At 73.9% G+C, this 18,759-nt stretch carries 22 protein-coding genes; 13 read left to right on the forward strand and 9 right to left on the reverse strand.

All coding sequences use genetic code 11. From position 1 onward, the window contains the following. Window positions 1-53 precede the first annotated feature (53 nt). The gene (locus DVH02_RS09735; RefSeq protein ID WP_233518125.1) at window positions 54-884 is read left to right on the forward strand and encodes a WxL protein peptidoglycan domain-containing protein; all 831 of its coding nucleotides are present in this window, start codon (window positions 54-56) and stop codon (window positions 882-884) included. Next, a complete protein-coding gene (locus DVH02_RS35985; protein WP_233518126.1) occupies window positions 881-1,180 on the forward strand; it encodes a hypothetical protein in 300 nt (99 codons plus the stop codon). The genes DVH02_RS09735 and DVH02_RS35985 overlap by 4 nt, the downstream gene beginning before the upstream one ends. Before the next feature lie 8 nt (window positions 1,181-1,188). Here DVH02_RS35985 and DVH02_RS09740 read toward each other — a convergent pair whose 3' ends face one another. Next, window positions 1,189-2,337, reverse strand: a complete 1,149-nt coding sequence (locus tag DVH02_RS09740; protein ID WP_114623360.1) for a FecCD family ABC transporter permease — start codon at window positions 2,335-2,337, stop codon at window positions 1,189-1,191. Continuing rightward, entirely contained in the window at window positions 2,334-3,407 is a 1,074-nt protein-coding gene (locus DVH02_RS09745) for a FecCD family ABC transporter permease (protein ID WP_114623361.1), read from the reverse strand. The genes DVH02_RS09740 and DVH02_RS09745 overlap by 4 nt, the downstream gene beginning before the upstream one ends. Window positions 3,408-3,462: 55 nt before the next feature. Between DVH02_RS09745 and DVH02_RS09750 the strand changes: the two genes are divergently transcribed. Further along, on the forward strand, window positions 3,463-4,533 hold the full coding sequence (locus tag DVH02_RS09750; RefSeq protein ID WP_199566226.1) for an ABC transporter substrate-binding protein: 1,071 nt from the start codon (window positions 3,463-3,465) through the stop codon (window positions 4,531-4,533). A gap of 81 nt (window positions 4,534-4,614) precedes the next feature. Here DVH02_RS09750 and DVH02_RS09755 read toward each other — a convergent pair whose 3' ends face one another. Then, window positions 4,615-5,199 carry a TMEM165/GDT1 family protein gene (locus tag DVH02_RS09755; RefSeq protein WP_114623362.1) on the reverse strand — a complete coding sequence of 195 codons (585 nt, stop codon included), beginning with the start codon at window positions 5,197-5,199 and terminating at the stop codon, window positions 4,615-4,617. A 389-nt stretch (window positions 5,200-5,588) separates the two neighbouring features. Between DVH02_RS09755 and DVH02_RS09760 the strand changes: the two genes are divergently transcribed. After that, a complete protein-coding gene (locus DVH02_RS09760; RefSeq protein WP_114623363.1) occupies window positions 5,589-6,254 on the forward strand; it encodes a COG4315 family predicted lipoprotein in 666 nt (221 codons plus the stop codon). A 115-nt stretch (window positions 6,255-6,369) separates the two neighbouring features. Here the strand turns inward: DVH02_RS09760 and DVH02_RS09765 are convergent, their stop codons facing one another. Further along, window positions 6,370-7,254 (reverse strand): DUF2382 domain-containing protein, encoded by an 885-nt coding sequence (locus DVH02_RS09765; RefSeq protein WP_114623364.1) that lies wholly within the window; start codon window positions 7,252-7,254, stop codon window positions 6,370-6,372. A gap of 268 nt (window positions 7,255-7,522) precedes the next feature. Here DVH02_RS09765 and DVH02_RS09770 point away from each other — a divergent pair, with 268 nt between their 5' ends. Continuing rightward, window positions 7,523-8,590: an NAD(+)/NADH kinase gene (locus tag DVH02_RS09770; protein WP_114623365.1), complete on the forward strand. Its 1,068-nt coding sequence runs from the start codon at window positions 7,523-7,525 to the stop codon at window positions 8,588-8,590. Window positions 8,591-8,617: 27 nt separating this feature from the next. On the opposite strand, the gene DVH02_RS09775 is transcribed toward DVH02_RS09770, so the two are convergent. Further along, a complete protein-coding gene (locus DVH02_RS09775) occupies window positions 8,618-9,244 on the reverse strand; it encodes a TetR family transcriptional regulator (RefSeq protein WP_114623366.1) in 627 nt (208 codons plus the stop codon). 97 nt (window positions 9,245-9,341) lie between these two features. Here DVH02_RS09775 and DVH02_RS34730 point away from each other — a divergent pair, with 97 nt between their 5' ends. Both DVH02_RS34730 and DVH02_RS09780 read left to right on the forward strand, forming a co-directional pair. Continuing rightward, window positions 9,342-9,542, forward strand: coding sequence for a hypothetical protein (locus tag DVH02_RS34730; protein WP_147286027.1), 201 nt, complete (start codon window positions 9,342-9,344; stop codon window positions 9,540-9,542). Next, entirely contained in the window at window positions 9,539-9,853 is a 315-nt protein-coding gene (locus DVH02_RS09780) for a DUF4190 domain-containing protein (RefSeq protein WP_114623367.1), read from the forward strand. Before DVH02_RS34730 ends, DVH02_RS09780 begins: the two co-directional genes overlap by 4 nt. 16 nt (window positions 9,854-9,869) lie before the next feature. On the opposite strand, the gene DVH02_RS09785 is transcribed toward DVH02_RS09780, so the two are convergent. The 3 genes from DVH02_RS09785 to DVH02_RS09795 all read right to left on the reverse strand — a co-directional run bounded on the left by DVH02_RS09785 (window position 9,870) and on the right by DVH02_RS09795 (window position 13,540). Continuing rightward, on the reverse strand, window positions 9,870-10,928 hold the full coding sequence (locus tag DVH02_RS09785) for a PHP domain-containing protein (protein WP_114623368.1): 1,059 nt from the start codon (window positions 10,926-10,928) through the stop codon (window positions 9,870-9,872). 321 nt (window positions 10,929-11,249) lie between these two features. Then, window positions 11,250-11,924 (reverse strand): LAETG motif-containing sortase-dependent surface protein, encoded by a 675-nt coding sequence (locus DVH02_RS09790; protein ID WP_199566227.1) that lies wholly within the window; start codon window positions 11,922-11,924, stop codon window positions 11,250-11,252. Window positions 11,925-12,358: 434 nt separating this feature from the next. Then, window positions 12,359-13,540: an FUSC family protein gene (locus DVH02_RS09795; RefSeq protein WP_114623378.1), complete on the reverse strand. Its 1,182-nt coding sequence runs from the start codon at window positions 13,538-13,540 to the stop codon at window positions 12,359-12,361. 259 nt (window positions 13,541-13,799) lie between these two features. Between DVH02_RS09795 and DVH02_RS09800 the strand changes: the two genes are divergently transcribed. Then, a complete protein-coding gene (locus DVH02_RS09800; RefSeq protein WP_114623370.1) occupies window positions 13,800-14,018 on the forward strand; it encodes a hypothetical protein in 219 nt (72 codons plus the stop codon). On the opposite strand, the gene DVH02_RS09805 is transcribed toward DVH02_RS09800, so the two are convergent. After that, window positions 13,999-14,544, reverse strand: coding sequence for a GNAT family N-acetyltransferase (locus tag DVH02_RS09805; protein WP_114623371.1), 546 nt, complete (start codon window positions 14,542-14,544; stop codon window positions 13,999-14,001). The two genes, DVH02_RS09800 and DVH02_RS09805, sit on opposite strands and share 20 nt — an antisense overlap. 216 nt (window positions 14,545-14,760) lie before the next feature. Here DVH02_RS09805 and DVH02_RS09810 point away from each other — a divergent pair, with 216 nt between their 5' ends. The 5 genes from DVH02_RS09810 to DVH02_RS09830 all read left to right on the forward strand — a co-directional run bounded on the left by DVH02_RS09810 (window position 14,761) and on the right by DVH02_RS09830 (window position 18,559). Beyond that, window positions 14,761-15,510 carry a DUF4118 domain-containing protein gene (locus tag DVH02_RS09810; protein ID WP_114623379.1) on the forward strand — a complete coding sequence of 250 codons (750 nt, stop codon included), beginning with the start codon at window positions 14,761-14,763 and terminating at the stop codon, window positions 15,508-15,510. Window positions 15,511-15,963: 453 nt separating this feature from the next. Next, complete coding sequence (locus DVH02_RS09815) at window positions 15,964-16,590, forward strand: TetR/AcrR family transcriptional regulator (protein ID WP_158575853.1); 627 nt, start codon at window positions 15,964-15,966, stop codon at window positions 16,588-16,590. Between the two features lie 4 nt (window positions 16,591-16,594). Next, window positions 16,595-16,843, forward strand: coding sequence for a hypothetical protein (locus tag DVH02_RS09820; protein WP_114623373.1), 249 nt, complete (start codon window positions 16,595-16,597; stop codon window positions 16,841-16,843). 47 nt (window positions 16,844-16,890) lie between these two features. Then, window positions 16,891-18,069, forward strand: a complete 1,179-nt coding sequence (locus DVH02_RS09825; protein ID WP_114623380.1) for a methyltransferase — start codon at window positions 16,891-16,893, stop codon at window positions 18,067-18,069. A 91-nt stretch (window positions 18,070-18,160) separates the two neighbouring features. Continuing rightward, a complete protein-coding gene (locus tag DVH02_RS09830; protein ID WP_114623381.1) occupies window positions 18,161-18,559 on the forward strand; it encodes a TOBE domain-containing protein in 399 nt (132 codons plus the stop codon). Window positions 18,560-18,759: the final 200 nt, after the last annotated feature.

Raw genomic sequence — 18,759 nt, forward strand, 5'->3', positions numbered from 1 at the left:
CTTCGACGGGTGGACCCCGTCCCAGGAGCCGGGCCGGGGCGTGAGGGTCGACGGTGCCCTGCCCCGCCTCCCGCTCCAGGAGAACCCGAGATGCACGCGCCCGTCACGCGCCGGAACACCGCCGCCTCCCGCACCCGCACCGCCGCCTGGCGCTGCTCACCGTCCTCGTCGCGGCGCTCGCCGCCGCGGGGGTGTCCGCCGGCCCCGCCGCCACCCGGGACGACGACGTCACCTGGACGGTCAGGACGGCCCCCAACAGCTACGGCGCCGACCGGTCCAGCTTCAGCCACGCGGTCAACCCGGGCGGCGAGGTCGAGGACGCCATGGTCGTGGCCAACCGCGGCAAGGTCCCGCTGCGCCTCGCCGTCTACGCCGCCGACGGATTCACCACCAACACGGGCCGGCTCGACCTGCTGCCCGGCGGCGAGAAGTCCGTCGCGGTCGGTGCCTGGACCCGCGCCGGCCGTGACACCGTCACCATCGGGCCCGGCAAGACCGTCACGGTCCCCTTCACCCTCAGCGTCCCCGGCAACGCCACCCCCGGCGACTACGTGGGCGGCGTCGTCACCTCCCTGCGCCAGTCCGACGAGGCCGAGGGCATCAACGTGGACCGCCGCCTCGGGATCCGCGTCAAGCTGCGCGTCAGCGGAGCGCTCGCCCCCGCGACTCGCCGTCGAGGACCTCCACGTCGACTACAGCGGCCCGTTCAACCCCCTTCGCCAAGGGGGACGCCACCCTCGGCTACACGATCCACAACACCGGCAACACCACGCTGTCGGCCCGCCAGACGGCCTCGGTCGTGGGCCCGTTCGGCATGTTCGGGACCGAGGCGGCGGCCGTCGCCCCGGCACCGGAGCTGCTGCCCGGCGAACGATGGAAGGTGACCGTGCCCGTCCGCGGCGTGGTGCCCGCGCTCACCCTGACCGCGACGGCGACCCTCACCCCGGCGATCACCGACGCGGCGGGCTCCACCACCGCGCTGGACCCGGTCGTGGCCACCGCGCGCGGCTGGGCCGTCCCCTGGGCCGCGCTGCTCGCGCTCGCGCTGCTGGCCGCCGCCGTGGTCACGGCGGCGGTGCGGCGGCGCCGCCGCCGCGCCCGGAGCGCGGAGCGGGAGGCGGCCCGGGTACGGGACGCCGTCGAGCGGGCGCTGCGCGACCAGGAGGCGTCGGCGCGCTGAACGCGCCGTCAGCCGGGCCGGGCGGCGGAGCGCTCCCGTGCCAGCAGCCACAGCAGGTACAGGCCCCCGAGGGCCCCGGTGACCAGGCCCACCGGGATCTGGAAGGGGGCGAGCAGCCGCTGTGCCAGCAGGTCGGCGGTGGCCAGGATCAGCGCGCCCGTCAGCATGGCCGAGCCGATCGGGGCGCCGGGGGAGCGGGTGATTCTGCGGGCCAGCTGCGGCGCCGCCAGCGCCAGGAAGCCGATGGGCCCGGCGACGGCGATCGCCGCACCCGCCAGGGCGACCCCGAGCAGCAGGGCGAACGCCCGCACCCGCGCGATGTCCACCCCGAGGGCACCGGCGGTGTCGTCCCCCATCTCCATCAGCCGCAGGGGCCTGCCCACGGCCAGCGTCGCCACCACGAGCACGGGCAGGGCGAGCGCCAGCGGAGTGACCTGGGGCCAGGAGACGGCGTTGAGGCTGCCGAAGGTCCACGCCTTCGCGCTCTCCGCCGACTCCAGATCGGCCCGGGTGAGCAGATAGTCGTTGACGGAGGCCAGCATGGCGCCGACCGCGATGCCCGCGAGGACCAGCCGGTTGCCCGAGACGCCCCGCGACGCGGTCACGCCGTACACCACGACCGCCGTGGCCAGCCCGCCGAGCACCGAGCCCGCGCCGACCCCCACCCCGGCGCCCGAGCCCCCGGCCAGGATGACGACGAGCGCGCCGCTGGTGGATCCGGTGGTGAACCCGATGACGTCGGGGCTGCCCAGCGGATTGCGCGACAGGCTCTGGAACAGCGCCCCGGACAGCCCGAGGGCCGCCCCCACGAGCAGCGCCGCGCAGACCCGGGGCAGCCGCTGGCCGACGATGATGAACCGGTCCGTGGCGGAGCCGCCCCCGTGCAGCAGGACATCGGCGATCCCCGCCGTGTCGATGCGGTACGTGCCGGTGAACAGGGTGAGCGTCCACACGGCCGCGCACCCCAGCAGCAGGACGGCGCCGACGGCCGCCGCCCGGCCCGAGTAGCGCAGCGTGACACCGCCGGGGAGCCGCGCCACCCGGGTCGCCGCCGCCGGGGCCGGATCCCGGCGCGCGAGGGGGACCCGGTCGGCGTCGGGGCCCGGCGGCGGGGGAGTGGTCTTCCGGGAGGTCAGGGACGGCCGAGAGGTGGTCATGCCGCCGTCACCTCCCGCCGCCGGGTGACCAGCCAGAGCAGCACGGGGGCGCCCACGAACGCGGTGACGATACCGACCTCCATCTCGCCGGGCCGGGCGACGACCCGGCCGGTGATGTCGCTCAGGAGCAGCAGGATCGCGCCGCCGGGCAGCGAGAAGACCAGCAGGCGGCGCAGATCGGGCCCGAGCAGCAGCCGCAGGACGTGCGGGACGACCAGCCCGACGAAGGAGACAGGTCCTGCGGCGGCGGTCGAGGCGCCGCACAGCAGCATGACGGAGAGGAACCCCGCCGCGCGCACCCAGGGCACCCGGAGTCCGAGCGCGGCGCCCGTCTCGTCGCCCAGCGCCAGCGCGTTGAGGGAAGGGCCGAGCGCGAGCGCGATCAGCGCGCCGACCGCGATGAACGGCAGGGCGGCGGTGAGGGCCTCGGAGCCCCGGTTCTCCAGCGACCCCACCACCCAGAAGCGGTACGAGTCGAACGCCTTGGAGTCGAACATGGTGAGGATCCCCGTCCCCGCCCCCAGACTCGCCGACAGGGCCGCCCCCGCCAGCACCAGCCGGGTGTGGTGGTGGCCCCGGGCGCTGCCCGCGGTGAGGGAGTGGACGAGCAGCGCCGCCAGCACGGCTCCGGTGAAGGCGAACCAGAGATAGCCGGACACGCTGGTCACCCCGAACGCGGCGATCGCGATCACCACCGCGAACGAGGCACCGGAGTTGATGCCCACGATGCCCGGCTCGGCCAGCGGATTGCGGGTGATGGCCTGCATGACGACACCGGCCAGGGCGAGCGCCGAGCCGATCGCGACCGCGAGCACCGTCCGCGGCATCCGCAGCCGCCACACGATGATGGCCTCGGCGCTGCCGTCGTCGTGCGCCAGCACGCGCCACACGGTCGTCGGCGGAATGGTCCGCGCGCCGACGCCCAGACTCACCAGGACGAGCAGGAACACGACGCCGAGGCAGAGCGCGAACACGACGGCCCGGCCGAGGGCGGGGCCGCGCCCGCCGCCACGCCGTCGCGACCGGCGCGGAACCGCGTCGGAATCCTCGCTTCCGGATATGTGATCCATCGCATGGTCTGCATACCTACTCATCAACACTTAGGGAAGCCTAAGCTAAGCGATCGTGTACCGCTTCCGTGACTTCCCTCTCACCCGTCTCGCCGGTGGCTTCGCCCTGGCAGGCGCCCTGCTGCTCAGCGGCTGTTCCAACGGCTCGACCGGGTCGACCGGCTCCTCGGCGAGCGCCGGGAGCGCCGACCCGTCGGCCTCGCCTGCCTCGGCCACCCACACCGCGCCGCGCACCGTGCCCAAGGGCATGGGCAGCGGCAAACCGGACGGCGCGTTCCCGCGCACGGTCAGCCACTTCGAAGGCAAGACCGTCATCAAGTCCGCGCCGCGGAAGGTCGTGGTCATCTCCACCGGCCAGGCCGACGCGCTGCTCACCCTCGGCACGGTCCCGGCCGGTTCGACCCGGGGCGACGGCGCCGATCTGATACCGGGGTACCTCAAGGACGACTACCCCGACGACGCCGCCGCACTGGCGAAGGTGGCCGACGTGGGCTCGCGGGTGGACCCCGACATCGAGTCCATCGCCAACATCGAGCCCGACCTGATCCTCATGAACATCGCGGGCAAGGACGCCAAGGGCCTCTACACCGCGCTGAGCGCCGTGGCCCCCACCGTCGCCACCCAGGGCACCGGCCTCTACTGGAAGCAGGACTTCCTGCTCGTCGCCGACGGCCTGGGCAAGACCGAGCAGGCGCGGAAGTTCCTCGACGACTTCCACAAGGACGCCGCCGCCTGGGGCGCGTCGCTCGACAAGCCCGTCACGGTCTCCTTCCTGCGCCTCAACGCCGACCGGCTGCGCGTCTTCGGCGTGCCCTCGTTCACCGGCAGCATCGCCGAGGACGCCGGACTCGGCCGGCCCGAGAGCCAGCGGTTCGACGACACGTCCGAGGACATCAGCAACGAACAGCTCGACCGGGCCGACGCCGACTGGATCTTCTACGGCGTCCAGGGCGACGAGGCCAAGGTGACCTCCCTCACCGACGCGCCGCTGTGGCCCACCCTCTCGGCCGTCGCGGGCAAGACCGCGATCCCGGTCGACGACGACGTCTTCTACCTCAACACCGGCCCGACGGCCGCCCGTGACGTCCTCGCCGTGCTCAAGGAGCACCTGACCCCCACCGGCTGACCCGGCGGTCCCCGGCCCCTCGTACGCCCGTGGCCCCCGCACCGACGCGGGGGCCACGGGCGTAGGTACGCGGCGGAGCCGTCAGCCCACGAAGATCTCCGCGACCGACCAGACGGCCAGCCCGAGCATGCACAGCCCGCCGATCCGCTGGACGGTTTTCAGCGGAACGCGCGTGGCGATGAACCGGCCGGCCAGCAGGGCCAGCGCGGAGACGGACATCAGCGCGGCGGCCGAGCCGATGGCGGTCGACCAGGTTCCGTTGCTCGCGGCGAGGTTGGCGGTGGTGATCTGGGTCAGGTCGCCCCACTCGCTGATGAAGACGGCCATGAAGGCCGTCGAGTAGACGGGCCAGAAACCGGTGACGGTCCTGGTCTCGGTCGCCTCCTCCTCGTCCCCGCCTCCGCCGCGCAGCAGCATGAAGGCGCCGAAGGCGAAGAGGAGGGCCGAGACGAGTTTGACGGTCCAGTCGGGCAGGAGCCCGATCAGACTGCCCGCGCCGATGGCGAGGGCGACGTGCACGATGAACGCGGTCGAGGTTCCGAACCAGACGTACAGCGGACGCATCCGGGTGCCCATGGCGAGCGACGCGAACATGGTCTTGTCGGGCAACTCCGCGAGGAAGATCAGCCCGAAGGCGGTGAGGATCGCCAGGGGGTCGAGGCTCATTCCGGGTGGCTCTCTGTTCTGGGCCGGACCCGGATCTTCGCGAAGCGCCGTGAGGAGCAAGGAGGACCGCTCGGTCCGGCACGACGGCGTACCCGCGGGAACGCGGGTACGTCAATGCCTGACCGAAGGTCTCGCCCACCCGTCCGCAGGACGGGCCCGGCCACCGGGAACCCGGGGGTTCCAGTGTGTCGACGACCGGTTCGCGGGGCTACTCCCCTTCGCTGGCCCCACGCTACCTCACCCGATCGGCGGCCCCGGCCGCGACCGGGTACATCGGACGGCTCTGTCCGGTGGCCCGCGGTCCCGCGCTGCCGTGTAGTGGGCGCTGTGGCCGCGATCGGGCGGGCGCCGTGCTGCCCGTGGGGCGGCCCTGATCTGAGGAGTCATCAATGAAGGTCAACACCAGGACGCTCGGCGCGCTGGCCGTCGCGGCGCTGTGCGCGACGGCCGTCGCCGGATGCTCGGACAGCGGTGGCGGGGCGTCCGCGTCGAAGTCCGAGGTGCCCGCCGACTACGCGGCGGCCTCCGCCTCCGCATCGGTCTCCCCGTCCGCGGGGACGTCCTCGCCCGCCGCGAAGCACGGCACGGTGTCGGCGAAGACGGTGGAGCCCTACGGCGAGATCCTGGTCAACCACCGGGACCGTACGCTCTACATCTTCGAGGCCGACAAGGCCGACAAGTCGTCCTGCTCGGGGAACTGCGAGAAGGTCTGGCGTCCGCTGCTCGTCAAGAACAAGCCTGCGGCCGGTACCGGCGGGGTCAAGGCCGATCTGCTCGGGACCACCACCCGCGGCGACGGCACCAAGCAGGTCACCTACGACAGCCACCCGCTCTACACCTACCGGGAGGACCACCGGGCCGGCGAGGCCCACGGCCAGGACAAGACCCAGTTCGGCGCCAAGTGGTACGTGATCGACACCGAGGGCAAGCCGGTCACCACCCCGCCGCCCAGCCCCAGTGCCAGCCCGAGCAGCAGCGCCAGCACCAGCACCGGCCCGAGTGAGAGCGCCAGCACCGGGGCCAGCACCGGGGCCAGCCCCAGCGCCAGCTACTGAGCCGTCGTCCGCCGACGCCCGCGCCACGCACGCGTGGCCCCCGCCCGACCACCTGGGGTGGCGGGCGGGGGCGTCGGGCACGTCGGGCCGGGTCGGTGGCCCTGGTGGAGCCGGGTCAGCGGCCGGTGCCGCCGCGCTTGCCCCGCGTCCCCTGGTCGCCCTGGTCCGTGTCGTACTCGATCTGCTCCTTGCGGACCTCCGCCGACACGTCCTTCTGCTCGGTCACCTTCTCCGTCTCCATCCGGACGCGCTCGACCGGGATGGATTCCTTGCTGATGACCGGCTGATCGGCGTGGAGCGTCACCTCGGTCTGGGCCTCGCCGATGCGCGAGCCGCGGATACCGGCCCGGTCCTCGGGCGAGATGGCCTCGTGCACGACGCGCACCTCCTCGTGACTGAGCGGGACCGTGGTCGTCACGTTCTCGGTGACGACGACCTTGCGCAGCCGGGCATGGCCGACCTCGCGCTCCTCGGTGGAGACGTGCAACTGCTCCTCGGACCTGATCAGCTCCTCGGCGTGCCCGGCCTTCTCGTCGGCCATCGAGCCGCGCATCCCGGCCATGGGCCGCCCGGCGCCCGCCGCCGGGCGTCCGGTGGACATGCCCGCGTCGGCGGGCATCGAGGTCCCGGCCCCGGGGCCCGCGGCCGCCGTGCCCGCGGCCGTACCGATACCGCCCGCGGCCGTCAGACCGTAGTGGTGGTAGAGCTGCTTCTCCTGGCCCGGGTCGAGATGCTCGTCCGCCTCCAGACGCGGGGCCTCCTTCACGGTGTCCTTGGCGTACGGGACGTGGATGTCCTCGCCCGCGCGCCGGGCGCCGGTGAGCGGGACGAGGCTCTCCTTCATCCCGAACAGACCGGTCCGTACGGTGACCCACTCCGGACGGCCACTGCGGTCGCCCACATAGACCTGACCTACATTGCCGATCTTGTCACCGTCCTGGTCGTACACACTCCTGCCGCTCAGACTGCTGGGGTTGTCGAACACGCCTTCGGCTGACATCAGCGATCACTCCTCGCGTGGGGGAAGCGCGTCTGTGGGATCGGGCCCCGCACGGTCAGGCGCGCACGACTCCATCGCGCCTCCGGACGGCCACCGGGGCAACCGGGGCAGGGCGGCGTCCGGTGCCCGGAGCGCCACGATGCCCGGCCTCACGGGGGTGCGGGGCGGTCGGCGGCCCTTCCCTCGTATCCGCCATTCGGGTGACACGGCGGAGGGCGACGCCCGTCGCCGGGTGGCGGGCGGCCGGGCGCGTACGGAGGCTGTGGGCATGGCTGTGCAACGTATCGGGCTCGTGGTCCACCGGGGCCGCCCGGCCGCCGTCGAGGTGGCGCGCGCCGTCCGGGCCTGGTGCGCCGAGCGGGCCGTCCCCTGCCGGGAGATCGACGTGGAGCGCGGCGGCGAGGGGCCGGGGGGCGGGCCCGCCGGGGATCCGCCCGCCGGTCACCCCGGCCTCGTCGTCACCCTCGGCGGCGACGGCACCTTCCTGCGCGGGGCGCGGATCGCCGCGCGGTACGACGCCGACGTGCTCGGGGTCGACCTGGGCCGGGTCGGCTTCCTCACCGAGGTGCCCGCCGAGGAGGTGACGGGCGCCCTCGACGCGGTCGACGCGGGCCGGGCCACCATCGAGGAGCGCATGACGCTCACCATGCGGGCCTCGCGCGCCCTGGAGCTGCCCACCGGCGTCGAGGCGCTGCTGCGCCCCGGACGCGGGCCCGCGCTGCCGCCGCCGCGGGTGCTGCCGCGCGACCCGGGCGAGGAGGAGGGCTGGGGAGTGGCGCTGGACGTCACCGCCGTCAACGACATCGTCCTGGAGAAGCTGGCCCGGGACCGCCAGGTCAACCTGGGGGTCTACGTCGCGGGCCGGCTGCTCGCCTCGTACTCGGCGGACGCGCTGATCGTGGCCACCCCGACCGGCTCCACCGCCTACAGCTTCGCGGCCGGCGGCCCGGTGCTCTCGCCGCGGATGGACGCCGTGGTCTTCACCCCGGTGGCGCCGCACATGACCTTCGACCGCACGATCGTGGCCGCGCCCGACGAACCGGTGGCGCTGCGCGTGCTGCCGCACTCGGGCGCGGTGGCGCTGAGCGTCGACGGCCGGCTCAGCGGGGCGCTGGAGCCCGGCGACTGGGTCGGGGTGTACGGCGCGACGTACCGGCTGCGGCTGGTGCGGCTGGGGCCCGTGGACTTCTACACCCGGCTGCGCGAGCGCTTCCGGCTCACCGACGCGCCCGCCACCGCCGCCGACGGCGAGGCGGCGCCGCTGTTCCGGCCCGACAGCGAGGTGCCAGCCGACCTCGCCCGGCTGAGCCTGCCGCCGCCCCCGTCCCGGGAGTGAGCGCGCGGCGGCGTCCGTGCGGCGGCGTCAGTCGAGCCAGTGGCGGCGGCCCAGGCTGATCAGCCGCAGCTGTAGGCGGGCCCGCGACGCCACGCGCCCCCGGGCCCGCGGTCCCTCCTCGGCGGCGTCCAGGAACGCGGAGGCGGTCATCACCATGTGATCGACGTAGACATCGGCGAGCATCCGCAGATCGTCCTCGCTCCACCCCGCCGACGCGGGCTGGGCCGCGAGCGCGCTCGCCACCTCCCGCGAGAAGCGCTCCAGCTCGGCGGCGATCGCCTCCCGTACCGGCCGGACGCCGCCGTGCCGCTCGCGGGCGATGAACCGTACGTGGGCCGGGTAGGCGCGGACCTGGCGGGCGATCACCTCGACGCTGCGGTCGATGCGTTCGTCGGCGCTGTCCGCCTCGGCCAGCGTGCCCGCGATCATCCCGTGCAGGCTGCCGAGCGCCTCCTCGACCAGCGCGGTGCCGAGATCGGCGGTGTCCCGGAAGTGACGGTAGAAAGCGGTCGGGGCCACTCCCGCGGCACGGGTCACCTCACGCAGTCCCAGACTGCTGAGGCTCTGGTCCGCCAGCAGCACCAGGGCCGCGTCCAGCAGGGCCTGACGGGTCCTCTGTTTCTGCGCCTGGCGGATTCCCGGAGTGTGACTCATGCCATTCAGTAAACAACTGTTCTGTCGCGGGAGAAAGCGTAGACTCGCAATTCAGTGAACAACTGTACGCGCAAATCGTCCGGTCCCGTCCCGTCGCGTGCCATCCCGCAAGGAGGCGTCCATGGTCTTCCTCGTCGCCGCGCTCCTGCTGATGGGCATCGTGCTGGGCACCGTGGCCCATGTGCCGCTCCAGGTCAGCCTGGTCGCCGCCGCGGTCATCGGCGGCTGGCTGCTGCTGTTCGCCGTCCGGGAGCGCCGGACCCGTATCCGCCGCACCCGAAAGGAGCCCGCGCCATGACGCCCACCGCCACCACCGCGAAGCCCTCCGCCCCCGCCGAAGCGCCCGCCCGCGCCGCGCCCGCGCCCCGCCGCACCGACCGCCGTGACGCCGACGGCATGGCGGTCGCCTCCTTCGTCCTCGGGCTGCTGGGCCTGCTGGTGATGAACATCCTGCTGGGCCCCATGGCCCTGGTGCTGGCGGGGCTGGCCCTGGGGCGCGGCACCGCGCGCAGGGGACGGGCCCTGCTGGGGCTGGCCCTCGGCGTCGCCGACCTCGTCGTCCTCGCGGCGCTCGTCGGCGCGGACCACACGGTGACCTGGAGCCTGTGACCCCCGGGACAGGCTTCTAGGGCGTGTCCCGGGTCCGCGTCCACGCGCGCAGCCCGTCGGCCGTCCAGGTGTTGATGACGCGCTCCACCGGTACGCCGCACTCCTCGGCCCGCGCGCAGCCCAGCTGTTGCCAGTCGAGCTGGCCCGGCGCGTGCGCGTCCGTGTCGATGGCGAAGAACACCCCGGCGGCCACCGCCTCGCGCAGCAGCCGACGCGGCGGATCGAGCCGCTCCGGCCTGCTGTTGATCTCCACCGCCGTGCCGGACGCGGCGCAGGCGGCGAAGACCGCCCCTGCGTCGAACCGCGACTCGGGACGGCGGCCGTCGCCCGCGTCGCCCCCGCGACCGCGCCGCGTCCCCTGACGCGCCGCCACCAGCCGCCCGGTGCAGTGCCCGAGCACATCGGTGCGCGGATCGCGTACGGCGGTGATCATGCGCCGGGTCATCGCCCCGGCGTCCATCCGCAGCTTCGAGTGGACCGAGGCCACCACCAGGTCGAGCCGGTCGAGCAGCTCCGGATCCTGGTCCAGCGAACCGTCCGGCAGGATGTCGCACTCGATGCCGGTCAGCAGCCGGAACGGTGCCCACCGCTCGTTGAGTTCCGCGATCACGCCGAGCTGCTCGCGCAACCGCTCGGCCGTCAGACCGCGGGCGACGGTGAGCGTGGGGGAGTGGTCCGTCAGGACGGCCCACGCGTGCCCGAGCGCCGCCGCCGTGCGTCCCATCGTCTCGATGGGACTGCCGCCGTCCGACCAGTCCGAGTGCAGATGGCAGTCGCCGCGCAGCGCGGCGCGCAACGCCCGGCCGCCCTCCGCGAGCGGCCCCGCCTCCCGCTCCAGCCCGGCCAGATACTCGGGCACGTCGCCCGCGACCGCCGCCCGGACCACCGTCGCGGTCTTCGGCCCGATGCCGCGCACCCCGGCCAGCGTCCCGTCGGCGGCGCGCCGGGCCACCTCGTCGGGTGCCATGGCGGCCACGATGTCCGCGGCCGTACGGAACGCCCGTACCCGGTAGGTCTGCGCGCGTGAGCGCTCCAGCAGGAAGGCGATCCTTTCGAGGGCCTCCACCGGCTCCATGGCTGCCCCCAGGCTGTCGGCGGCGTACGGACCCCCTCATTGTCCGCGCGCCCGCGGCGCCGTGCATCCCGCCACCGGCGGGTCCGGGTCCGGACATGGTGAGACCCCGCGAGCGGGGGCGCCGCGGGGTCTCACACGTGCTCGCAGAGTGCGCCGGGATGTCCGGGGTCCCTGCCGGGGCCGGTCACACCGTCCGTACGCGCTCGTGGCCTGCCGCGGCCCGGTGCCGTCGCCGCTGGGGTGCGGCGGTCCTGGCCCCACGGGCCAGCCGTATCAGGGCCGGTCGGGTCGGGGCGGCGGGGTGGTGCGTGAAGCGGTGGTTCAGCCCTGCGCGGAGCGACGCTTGCGCGCGGCCCACATGATGCCCGCGCCCGCGACCAGAACGACACCGGCGGCACCGGCGATCAGCGGCGTGGAGCTGGAGGAACCGGTCTCGGCCAGGTCGTCACCGGCCGGGCTCGGCGCGTTCGAGGGAGCCTCGGCGGCGGGAGAGGTGCTGTTCTCGGCCGGAGGGGTCGAGGTCTCGTCGCTCGGGCTCTCGCTCGCCGAAGGCTCCTCGCTGGGAGACTCGCTCGGCTGCTCCTCCGACGGCGTCGGAGCGGGGGTCTCGCTCTCCTCCGCGGGCGGCGGGGTGGAGCCCTCGCAGACGGGCGCGGTCTTGGTCTCGTCGCGCGAGAACCGGTCGCCGTCGGCGGCCTTCACGACGAGACGGACGGCCAGCTCGCTGCTGTGCTCGGGAAGGTCCAGCTTCTTGCTGAAGTTGTTCCGGAACTTCTCGGTCGGCAGCAGATCCTTGCCGTCCACGGTGACCGTCACCGTGTTCTGGTCGCTGTTGCCGTAGGCGGTGAGGTCGAGGCTGACCGTGTCACAGGTGATCGACCAGGTCGGGGTGTGCGCCATCGCCGGGGTGGCCGCCAGGCCGACACCGAGGGCACCCGCGGCGGCGACCGTTATGAGCGCGCTTCTGCGTCGCCATGATCCGCTGAATAGAGTCACAAAATCCTCCGGGATAACCGCGCCGCCCACGATGACGGCGCGCGCGCACAGTACCGCCATCGCCGCGGTCCCCCTCAACCCGCCCCACCCAACTCTCCCCTTCCGGGGCCCTCCTGGAGGCTCCACGCCGCCCCGCGGTCGCGTGCGCTCCGTACGAAGAGGGGTGAATGCCGCATCGTGATCACGCCTCGCGGGGCGCTGTTCGCGGCGTCGCCGCTGATGACGACGCCCGCGCGCCGGTTCCCACCGGGTGAGCGCCCGCTTTTCCGGCGGACCATGCGGCCGACGCGCCCGGGGAGGGCAAAGTTTACGTCAACAATCCCGTGTCGATGGCTGATTGCCGGACCGGTGCGCGGGATGCCGGAGTGCCGGGGTGCGTGGTGTGCCGGGGTGCGCGGTGTGCCGGTGTGCGCGGTGTTCCGGGGTGCCCGCCCTCAGCCGCGCCGGGTCGGTGCGCCGCGCGCCCACTGCCGGGCCGCCGCCAGCCGGGGGTAGCGCTCGCGCTGCTCGCGCGAGGCGCGGTCCAGCTCCTCCATCAGCCGTACGGAGCGGTGCTCCATGTCCAGTTCGTCGAGGATCCGGTCGATCTCCGCCAGCACCGCGCCGTGCAGCTGCCACTGCCGGGGATGGCGCTGAACGCCCTCCAGCAGCAGCTCCGCCAGCCGCTCCCGGCTGTTGCGCGCCGATTCGAGGTTCCCCGCCAACCGGCTCTCCGCCGTCTCGGCGCTCGCGCTCGCCTCCGTGGTCACCAGGACGGCGAAGCTCACGACCGCGTCCGCCACCCGGGCGAGCAGATCCTCCAGCGCCGTCCCCACCTCCGGGGCGAACAGCGGTTCGCGCGTGCGCTCCTTCGCCAGATCGGTGAGCGTCCTGGCCAGCACCCGCAGCACCACCGTGCAGATCTCCAGGGTGTCGAGCCCCGTCCGCAGCACCACGCGGTGCAGCAGCCCTTCCCGCACCCGGGGGTTGAGCCGCACGCTGTCCTCCGCCCGGCGCAGCGCCGCGTCCACCTCGCTGATGTCGTGGTCGAGCCTGCGGGCCTCGTGCAGCCGGGACGCGGCGCGCTCCACGGTCAGCGGCTCCGTCAGCCCCTCCCCGATGCGCAGCAGCAGCTGGCGCATGCGCCGGGAGAGGTCCTCGACGGAGTCGCCCGCCGTACGCACCCAGACGGGCGGTGCGAACAGCAGGTTGAACACCAGCCCGACCACCGCGCCGATCAGCGTCTCCAGCACCCGGTCCCACGCCGTCGACGCCACCCGGGTCACCCCGAGGACCAGCATCGCGCTGATCGCGACCTCGGGCACGAACTCGTTCACCCGTACGAGACGTCCCACCATGAGCGAGGCCAGGATGATCAGCCCCAGGCTCCACCAGGTCAGCCCCACCAGCACACTGAAGCCACTGGCCACCAGCACTCCGGCGACGACCGCGTTCACCCGGCGGATCCCGGTGGTCAGCGTCGAGTAGAGCGTCACCTGCACCACCAGCAGGGCGGTCAGCGGGGCGGTGAGCGGCGCCGCCTCGGTGCTCAGATGGCGGGCGACCACATAGGCGATCGTCGCGGCCGCCGTCGAGCGCAGCGCCTGGGCGACGGCGGGTTCACGGCCGCGCCGCATCAGCTCGGCCACCGGCGCGGTCACGGAGTCTTTGACATCGGGCACCCCGTGACCCTTCCCGCGCGGGCCTCCGGGGGACCCGTCGGCGACCGGGAAGGGTCCGTGTGGCCGAGAGCCGGGAACGGCCGCTACGGGCGCGGACCGTGGCGGGCCGGGTACCCGTGGTTGTGCGCTACGGGGAAGGATGAGGTAGACACCTTCCCAGCGGGTCGATCGGCATTGGGGCCGCGCGACCGCTCGACTCACCGAACGGTTGTGCATGCCTTCTTCGCCGTCCCGCCAGGATCCACTGCGGGCACCGACCACGACGGACGCGCCGCACGCGCGTCCACAGCACCACGACATCTTCCTGGAGCCCCGTTACACCGTGGAACTGCCGCCCCTCCACGAAGCCGAGGGGGACGAGGAGCCCACCATGGAGAGTCTCTTCGAGCGGCCCCAGGGCCGCCGCCGCACGCCTATCCAGCGCCGGGGATAGGAAGGGCACCGTCCGGGGTGCCGACGTCGTCCCAGACGACGCTGTAGTACTTCAGGCGCTCGTCCTCCGCGGTCAGCCGCATGCCCACCGCCGTCATCACCCGCTGCGACGCGGTGTTGCCGTGGTCGGTGTCGCCCCGGACGCGGAGGACGCCGCGCTCGCGCGCGAAGCGCAGCAGCCCGCGCAGCGACTCGGACGCGAACCCCCTGCCGTACGCCGACGGGACGAGGCCGTAGCCGATCGTCACGCTCAGTTCGTCGTCCGGAGGGCCGTGGAAGGCGACCCCGCCGATCGTGTGCCCGTCCGCGCGGCGCCGGATCTCGTACGGGCCGAACGGCTGCGGATCGCCGGTGATCGAACAGGTGGTCAGATAGCGCCTGGCCCCCGTGAGGTCGCCTTCGGTGGGGTAGCCGGCCGCCCATCGGTCCCCGGCCGCCGGTTCCCCCGCGGCCACCCGCTCGGCCTCCGGCGGGCTCAGCGGACGCAGGAGCAGCCGCGCGGTCACCAGGGCCTCTCGATCGTCCATGCAGGCAGGGATATCACAGCCGCCGAGCCGCCCCGCGCGGGCCCCGGGGCCCGCTCACGGGCGCCGCGTCAACGTCACGTCAACGTCGCGTCAAACCCGTCACGCTCCCGCCCGTTACCACCCTGGCGGGCGCACCCTGGACAGTGCCGACGGGGCGAAGGCGTGCGCAAGCGCGCCGGACTTCCCGTGTTCCGGGGGAAGAAGGCGAGGCGGACCATGATGTCCGCGCCGCGCGACCCGCTCGCGCTGCTCGCGGCGCCGCTGGCGACACTCGCGGTGGCGCTGCCGCTGGTGCCCTTCCGTACGGACCTGGTGGGCACCGATCTCGCGCTGATCCTGGTGGTGGCCGTGGTCGCGGTCGCCGCCCTGGACAACCGTGTCGCCGGGGCGCTCGCGGCGCTCTCGGCCGTCGTCTGGTCCGATCTCTTCCTGGCCCGCCCGTTCGAGCGGCTCGCCCTCACCGGAACGAACAACGTCGAGACCACCGTGCTGTTGCTCGTCGTGGGGCTCGTGGTGTCCCAACTGGCGGCCAGGGCCCGGCGGCTGCGGGTGATGACGGTGGTCGACGCGGGGTTGCCGGCCCGGCTCCACGACACCGCGCGCCTGGCCCGCTCGGCGGGCGCCGCGGACGCCGTGGTCGAGCGGGTGGGGCGGCATCTGGTCGGGATGCCGGGGCTGCGCGGCTGCCGGTTCGAGTACGGCACGCTGCTCGGGCACCCGGCGCGGCTGGAACAGGACGGCACGGTCCCCGTGGACCACCGGCCCTGGGACCTGGAGCGGCTCGGCCGGCCGGAGGGCGAGATCGAACTGCGGGCCTCGGCGGGCGGGCGCTACCTCGGCCGCTTCATGCTCAGGCGCACCCCGGAAGCCGTCCCCTCCCGGCAGGTGCGCCGGGTCGCCGTGACCCTGGCGGACGACACGGGCGCGGCGCTCGCCGCGGCGGGCCCGGCGTCCGACGACAGGTGAGCCCGTAGGCGTCGCCACCCACGCGGCGGGCAGTCGGCCCGCCGGGGCAGTGGGCGATCCGGTCCCCGGAGCGGAAGGGCGCCCGGCCCGGGAGCGGCGCCGCACGGCCGCGCGGGGACCTCCACACCGAACACCGATTCGTGTGTTCGTATGACCGCGACCGCATTCGAGGAACGGGGCGTGTCGCCGGGCGGTGCGTGGCATGCTCGACAGACGCTCCCAGCGGGGGCAGAACCCGGTGTGCGCAGGTCGATTGGGGGAGGTCGAATGAGCCGTGGCGGACGTTCCGCGGACACGCCGCCGGCCGACGAGGACACCCCACGCGCCGCCGCGGGCACCGGGGAAGCGGGTACGGACCCACCTGCGTGCGCGCAAGCCGGACCGCATGACGCCGGACCGCATCACACCGGAGCGCACCGGGCCGGGGCGGAGCACTCCGGTCCCGAGCCCCGGGTGGCACGCCGCGAACGGCTGCTGGCGACCGCGACCGAACTGTTCACCACACGCGGCTACCCGGCCACGTCCGTCGAGCGGATCTGCGGCACCGCTCACCTCCCCTTGCGCGCGTTCTACGAGGAGTTCGAGAGCCGCGAGTCCCTGCTGATCGCCCTGCACAACGGGGTGGCCCGCGCCGGAATGGAAGCCACGCTGACCGTCCTCGGCGACCCCGCCCTGGAGTCCGCCGCGGCCCGCGTCAGGATCACCGCGATGGGCCGCGCCTACGTCGAGGCCGTCACCGACGCCGCCGCTGCCACCCGGATAGCGTTCGTCGACATCGTCGGGGCCGGACGCGCGGTCGAGGAGCACCGGCTGCTCTGGCGCGGCCTGTGGAGCGACTTCCTCACCGCCGAGGCCGAGCGGGCCGTCGCGCGCGGCGAGGTCCCGGCCCGCGACTACTCCCTCGCCATGGTCGCGCTCACGGGCGCGAGCAACGAGCTGGTGGCCCACTGGACCCGGCACAGCGCCTCCTTCTCCCGGGAACTGCTCGCCGACGAACTGATCCACCACGCTCTGGCCACCCTCGGCATCGCCGGGGGCGACGGATCCGCGGCCGGTACCCGCGCGGACGAAGGGAATTGACGCGATGACCACACTCTGGCACCAGGTCCTGCGGACCATGTCCCAGCCCGGGGCCGCCCCGGACGACGACCTGCTGGCGCGCGCGGCGGCGGACATCGCGCTGCGCGACCATCCGCACCCTCCCGCCGACGCCGAGACCGTCCTGGAGATCGCGCGCGCCGAATTCGCCGCCGTCCTCACGGCCGGGCAGGCACAGGCGGCACTGGACCGGGCCCGCGGCCTGACCGGGCCCGAGGCCGGACCGCCCGGCTGAGGCACCTGGTGTGACCTGCCCGTACGGGCGGTTAGCCTGTGAACACGATGAACCGTTTGACGACACCCTGGGGCGACCTCGGCCTCACCCGATTCCCCGACCACCCCCGCGAGACGCTGCGCGCCTGGGACGCCGCCGACGAGTACCTGCTGCGCCACCTCGCCGGGAGCGACGCGGAACCCGCGGACCTGTCGGGCCCGGTGGCCGTCGTGGGAGACCGGTGGGGCGCGCTCACCACGGCGCTGGCCGCCCGGCGGCTCGACTCCGCCACCTCCGGTCCGCTGGTCCAGATCACCGACTCGTATCTGACCCAGCGGGCGACCCGCGCCAACCTCGCACGCGCGGGCGTCGGCGAGGACGCCGTACGGCTGCTCTCCGCCCGTGACACCCCGCCGGAGCGGATCGACCTGCTGCTGGTGCGGATCCCCAAGAGCCTGGCGCTGCTGGAGGACCAGCTGCACCGGCTGGCCCCGGCGGTCCACCCCGGGACCACCGTGCTGGCCACCGGCCGGGTCACCGAGATCCACACCTCCACCCTGAAGCTGTTCGAGCAGATCCTCGGCCCGACCACGACCTCCCTCGCGGTCAGGAAGGCGCGGCTGATCTTCTGCGCGCCCGCCCCCGGCAGGACCCGTACCCCCGGCCCCTGGCCGCACCGGTACGCGCTGCCCGACGAGATCGGCTCCATGTCCGGCCGTACCGTCGTCAACCACGCCGGGATCTTCTGCGCGGAACGGCTCGACATCGGCACCCGCTTCCTGCTGCGCCACCTGCCGCACCGCCGGGGCTCCGAACACGTCGTCGACCTCGGATGCGGCAACGGTGTGGTCGGCACCGCCATGGCGCTGGACAACCCGGCGGCCCGGGTGACCTTCATCGACGAGTCGTTCTCGGCGGTCGCCTCGGCCGAGGCGACCTTCCGGGAGAACGCGGCCCCGGACACGGCGGCCGAGTTCGTCCTCGGCGACAGCCTCACCGACGTCGCGGCCGCGACGGTCGACCTCGTGCTGAACAATCCGCCGTTCCACACCCACCAGGCGACGACCGACGCGACCGCCTGGCGCATGTTCACCGGCTCCCGCGCGGCGCTGCGCCCCGGCGGGGAGCTGTGGGTCGTCGGCAACCGCCACCTCGGGTACCACGCCAAACTGCGGCGTCTCTTCGGCAACTGCGAGACCGTCACGAGCGACCCGAAGTTCGTCGTCCTGCGGGCCGTCAAGCGCTGAGCGGGCCGGACCCTCCGAGAGGGTCGCACCTGCGGGGAGAGGGCCGGTCGAGGATTGTAAATGCGAGGCCATCCGGCCTATGTTGTCGCACATGCAGTCGTACACGATAGGCCAGGCCGCCCGGCTCCTCGGGGTGAGTCCGGACACCGCGCGCCGCTGGGCGGACGCCGGCCGCGTCGAGACGCATCGCGACGAGAGCGGGCGCCGGCTCATCGACGGCCGGGCACTCGCGGCCTTCTCCGTCGAGGTCGCGCAGAATGGAGGTACGAGCGAGGACGACGTCCCGTACACCTCGGCCCGCAACGCGTTCCCCGGCATCGTGACCGCCGTCAAGCTCGGCGATGTCGCCGCCCAGGTGGAGATCCAGGCGGGACCGCACCGGCTGGTCTCCCTGCTCACCCGGGAAGCCGTGGAGGAGCTGGGCCTGGAGGTCGGCATGCGGGCCACCGCCCGGGTGAAGTCCACCAATGTGCACATCGACCTGACGTGACCGCGCGGCATCGCCGGTCCCGCGGCGCCGTCGTCCCCCCCCACATCCGCTCGCGGGCCCTCACCGGCCCGGTACGCCAAGGAGTCCGCCGCCATGCCTTCCGCTCCCGCCCTCGGCACCACCCGCCGCCGCAGGCGGCCAGCGGGATCAGCAGGGCGGCGGTGACCAGCGCGGCGACGCGGCGGCGGGTGGTGCCGAGG

Source organism: Streptomyces corynorhini, assembly GCF_003346515.1.
Taxonomy (GTDB): Bacteria; Actinomycetota; Actinomycetes; order Streptomycetales; family Streptomycetaceae; genus Streptomyces; species Streptomyces corynorhini.

Coding starts and splice junctions, on each gene's coding strand:
- DVH02_RS09775 (WP_114623366.1), bottom strand. CDS start 9,244: ATGAGTCACACTCCGGGAATCCGCCAGGCGCAGAAACAGAGGACCCGT.
- DVH02_RS09760 (WP_114623363.1), top strand. CDS start 5,589: ATGAAGGTCAACACCAGGACGCTCGGCGCGCTGGCCGTCGCGGCGCTG.
- DVH02_RS09805 (WP_114623371.1), bottom strand. CDS start 14,544: ATGGACGATCGAGAGGCCCTGGTGACCGCGCGGCTGCTCCTGCGTCCG.
- DVH02_RS09795 (WP_114623378.1), bottom strand. CDS start 13,540: ATGCGGCGCGGCCGTGAACCCGCCGTCGCCCAGGCGCTGCGCTCGACG.
- DVH02_RS09810 (WP_114623379.1), top strand. CDS start 14,761: ATGATGTCCGCGCCGCGCGACCCGCTCGCGCTGCTCGCGGCGCCGCTG.
- DVH02_RS09785 (WP_114623368.1), bottom strand. CDS start 10,928: ATGGAGCCGGTGGAGGCCCTCGAAAGGATCGCCTTCCTGCTGGAGCGC.
- DVH02_RS09820 (WP_114623373.1), top strand. CDS start 16,595: ATGACCACACTCTGGCACCAGGTCCTGCGGACCATGTCCCAGCCCGGG.
- DVH02_RS09780 (WP_114623367.1), top strand. CDS start 9,539: ATGACGCCCACCGCCACCACCGCGAAGCCCTCCGCCCCCGCCGAAGCG.
- DVH02_RS09765 (WP_114623364.1), bottom strand. CDS start 7,254: ATGTCAGCCGAAGGCGTGTTCGACAACCCCAGCAGTCTGAGCGGCAGG.
- DVH02_RS09825 (WP_114623380.1), top strand. CDS start 16,891: ATGAACCGTTTGACGACACCCTGGGGCGACCTCGGCCTCACCCGATTC.
- DVH02_RS09770 (WP_114623365.1), top strand. CDS start 7,523: ATGGCTGTGCAACGTATCGGGCTCGTGGTCCACCGGGGCCGCCCGGCC.
- DVH02_RS09755 (WP_114623362.1), bottom strand. CDS start 5,199: ATGAGCCTCGACCCCCTGGCGATCCTCACCGCCTTCGGGCTGATCTTC.
- DVH02_RS09740 (WP_114623360.1), bottom strand. CDS start 2,337: ATGACCACCTCTCGGCCGTCCCTGACCTCCCGGAAGACCACTCCCCCG.
- DVH02_RS09745 (WP_114623361.1), bottom strand. CDS start 3,407: ATGGATCACATATCCGGAAGCGAGGATTCCGACGCGGTTCCGCGCCGG.
- DVH02_RS09800 (WP_114623370.1), top strand. CDS start 13,800: ATGCCTTCTTCGCCGTCCCGCCAGGATCCACTGCGGGCACCGACCACG.
- DVH02_RS09830 (WP_114623381.1), top strand. CDS start 18,161: ATGCAGTCGTACACGATAGGCCAGGCCGCCCGGCTCCTCGGGGTGAGT.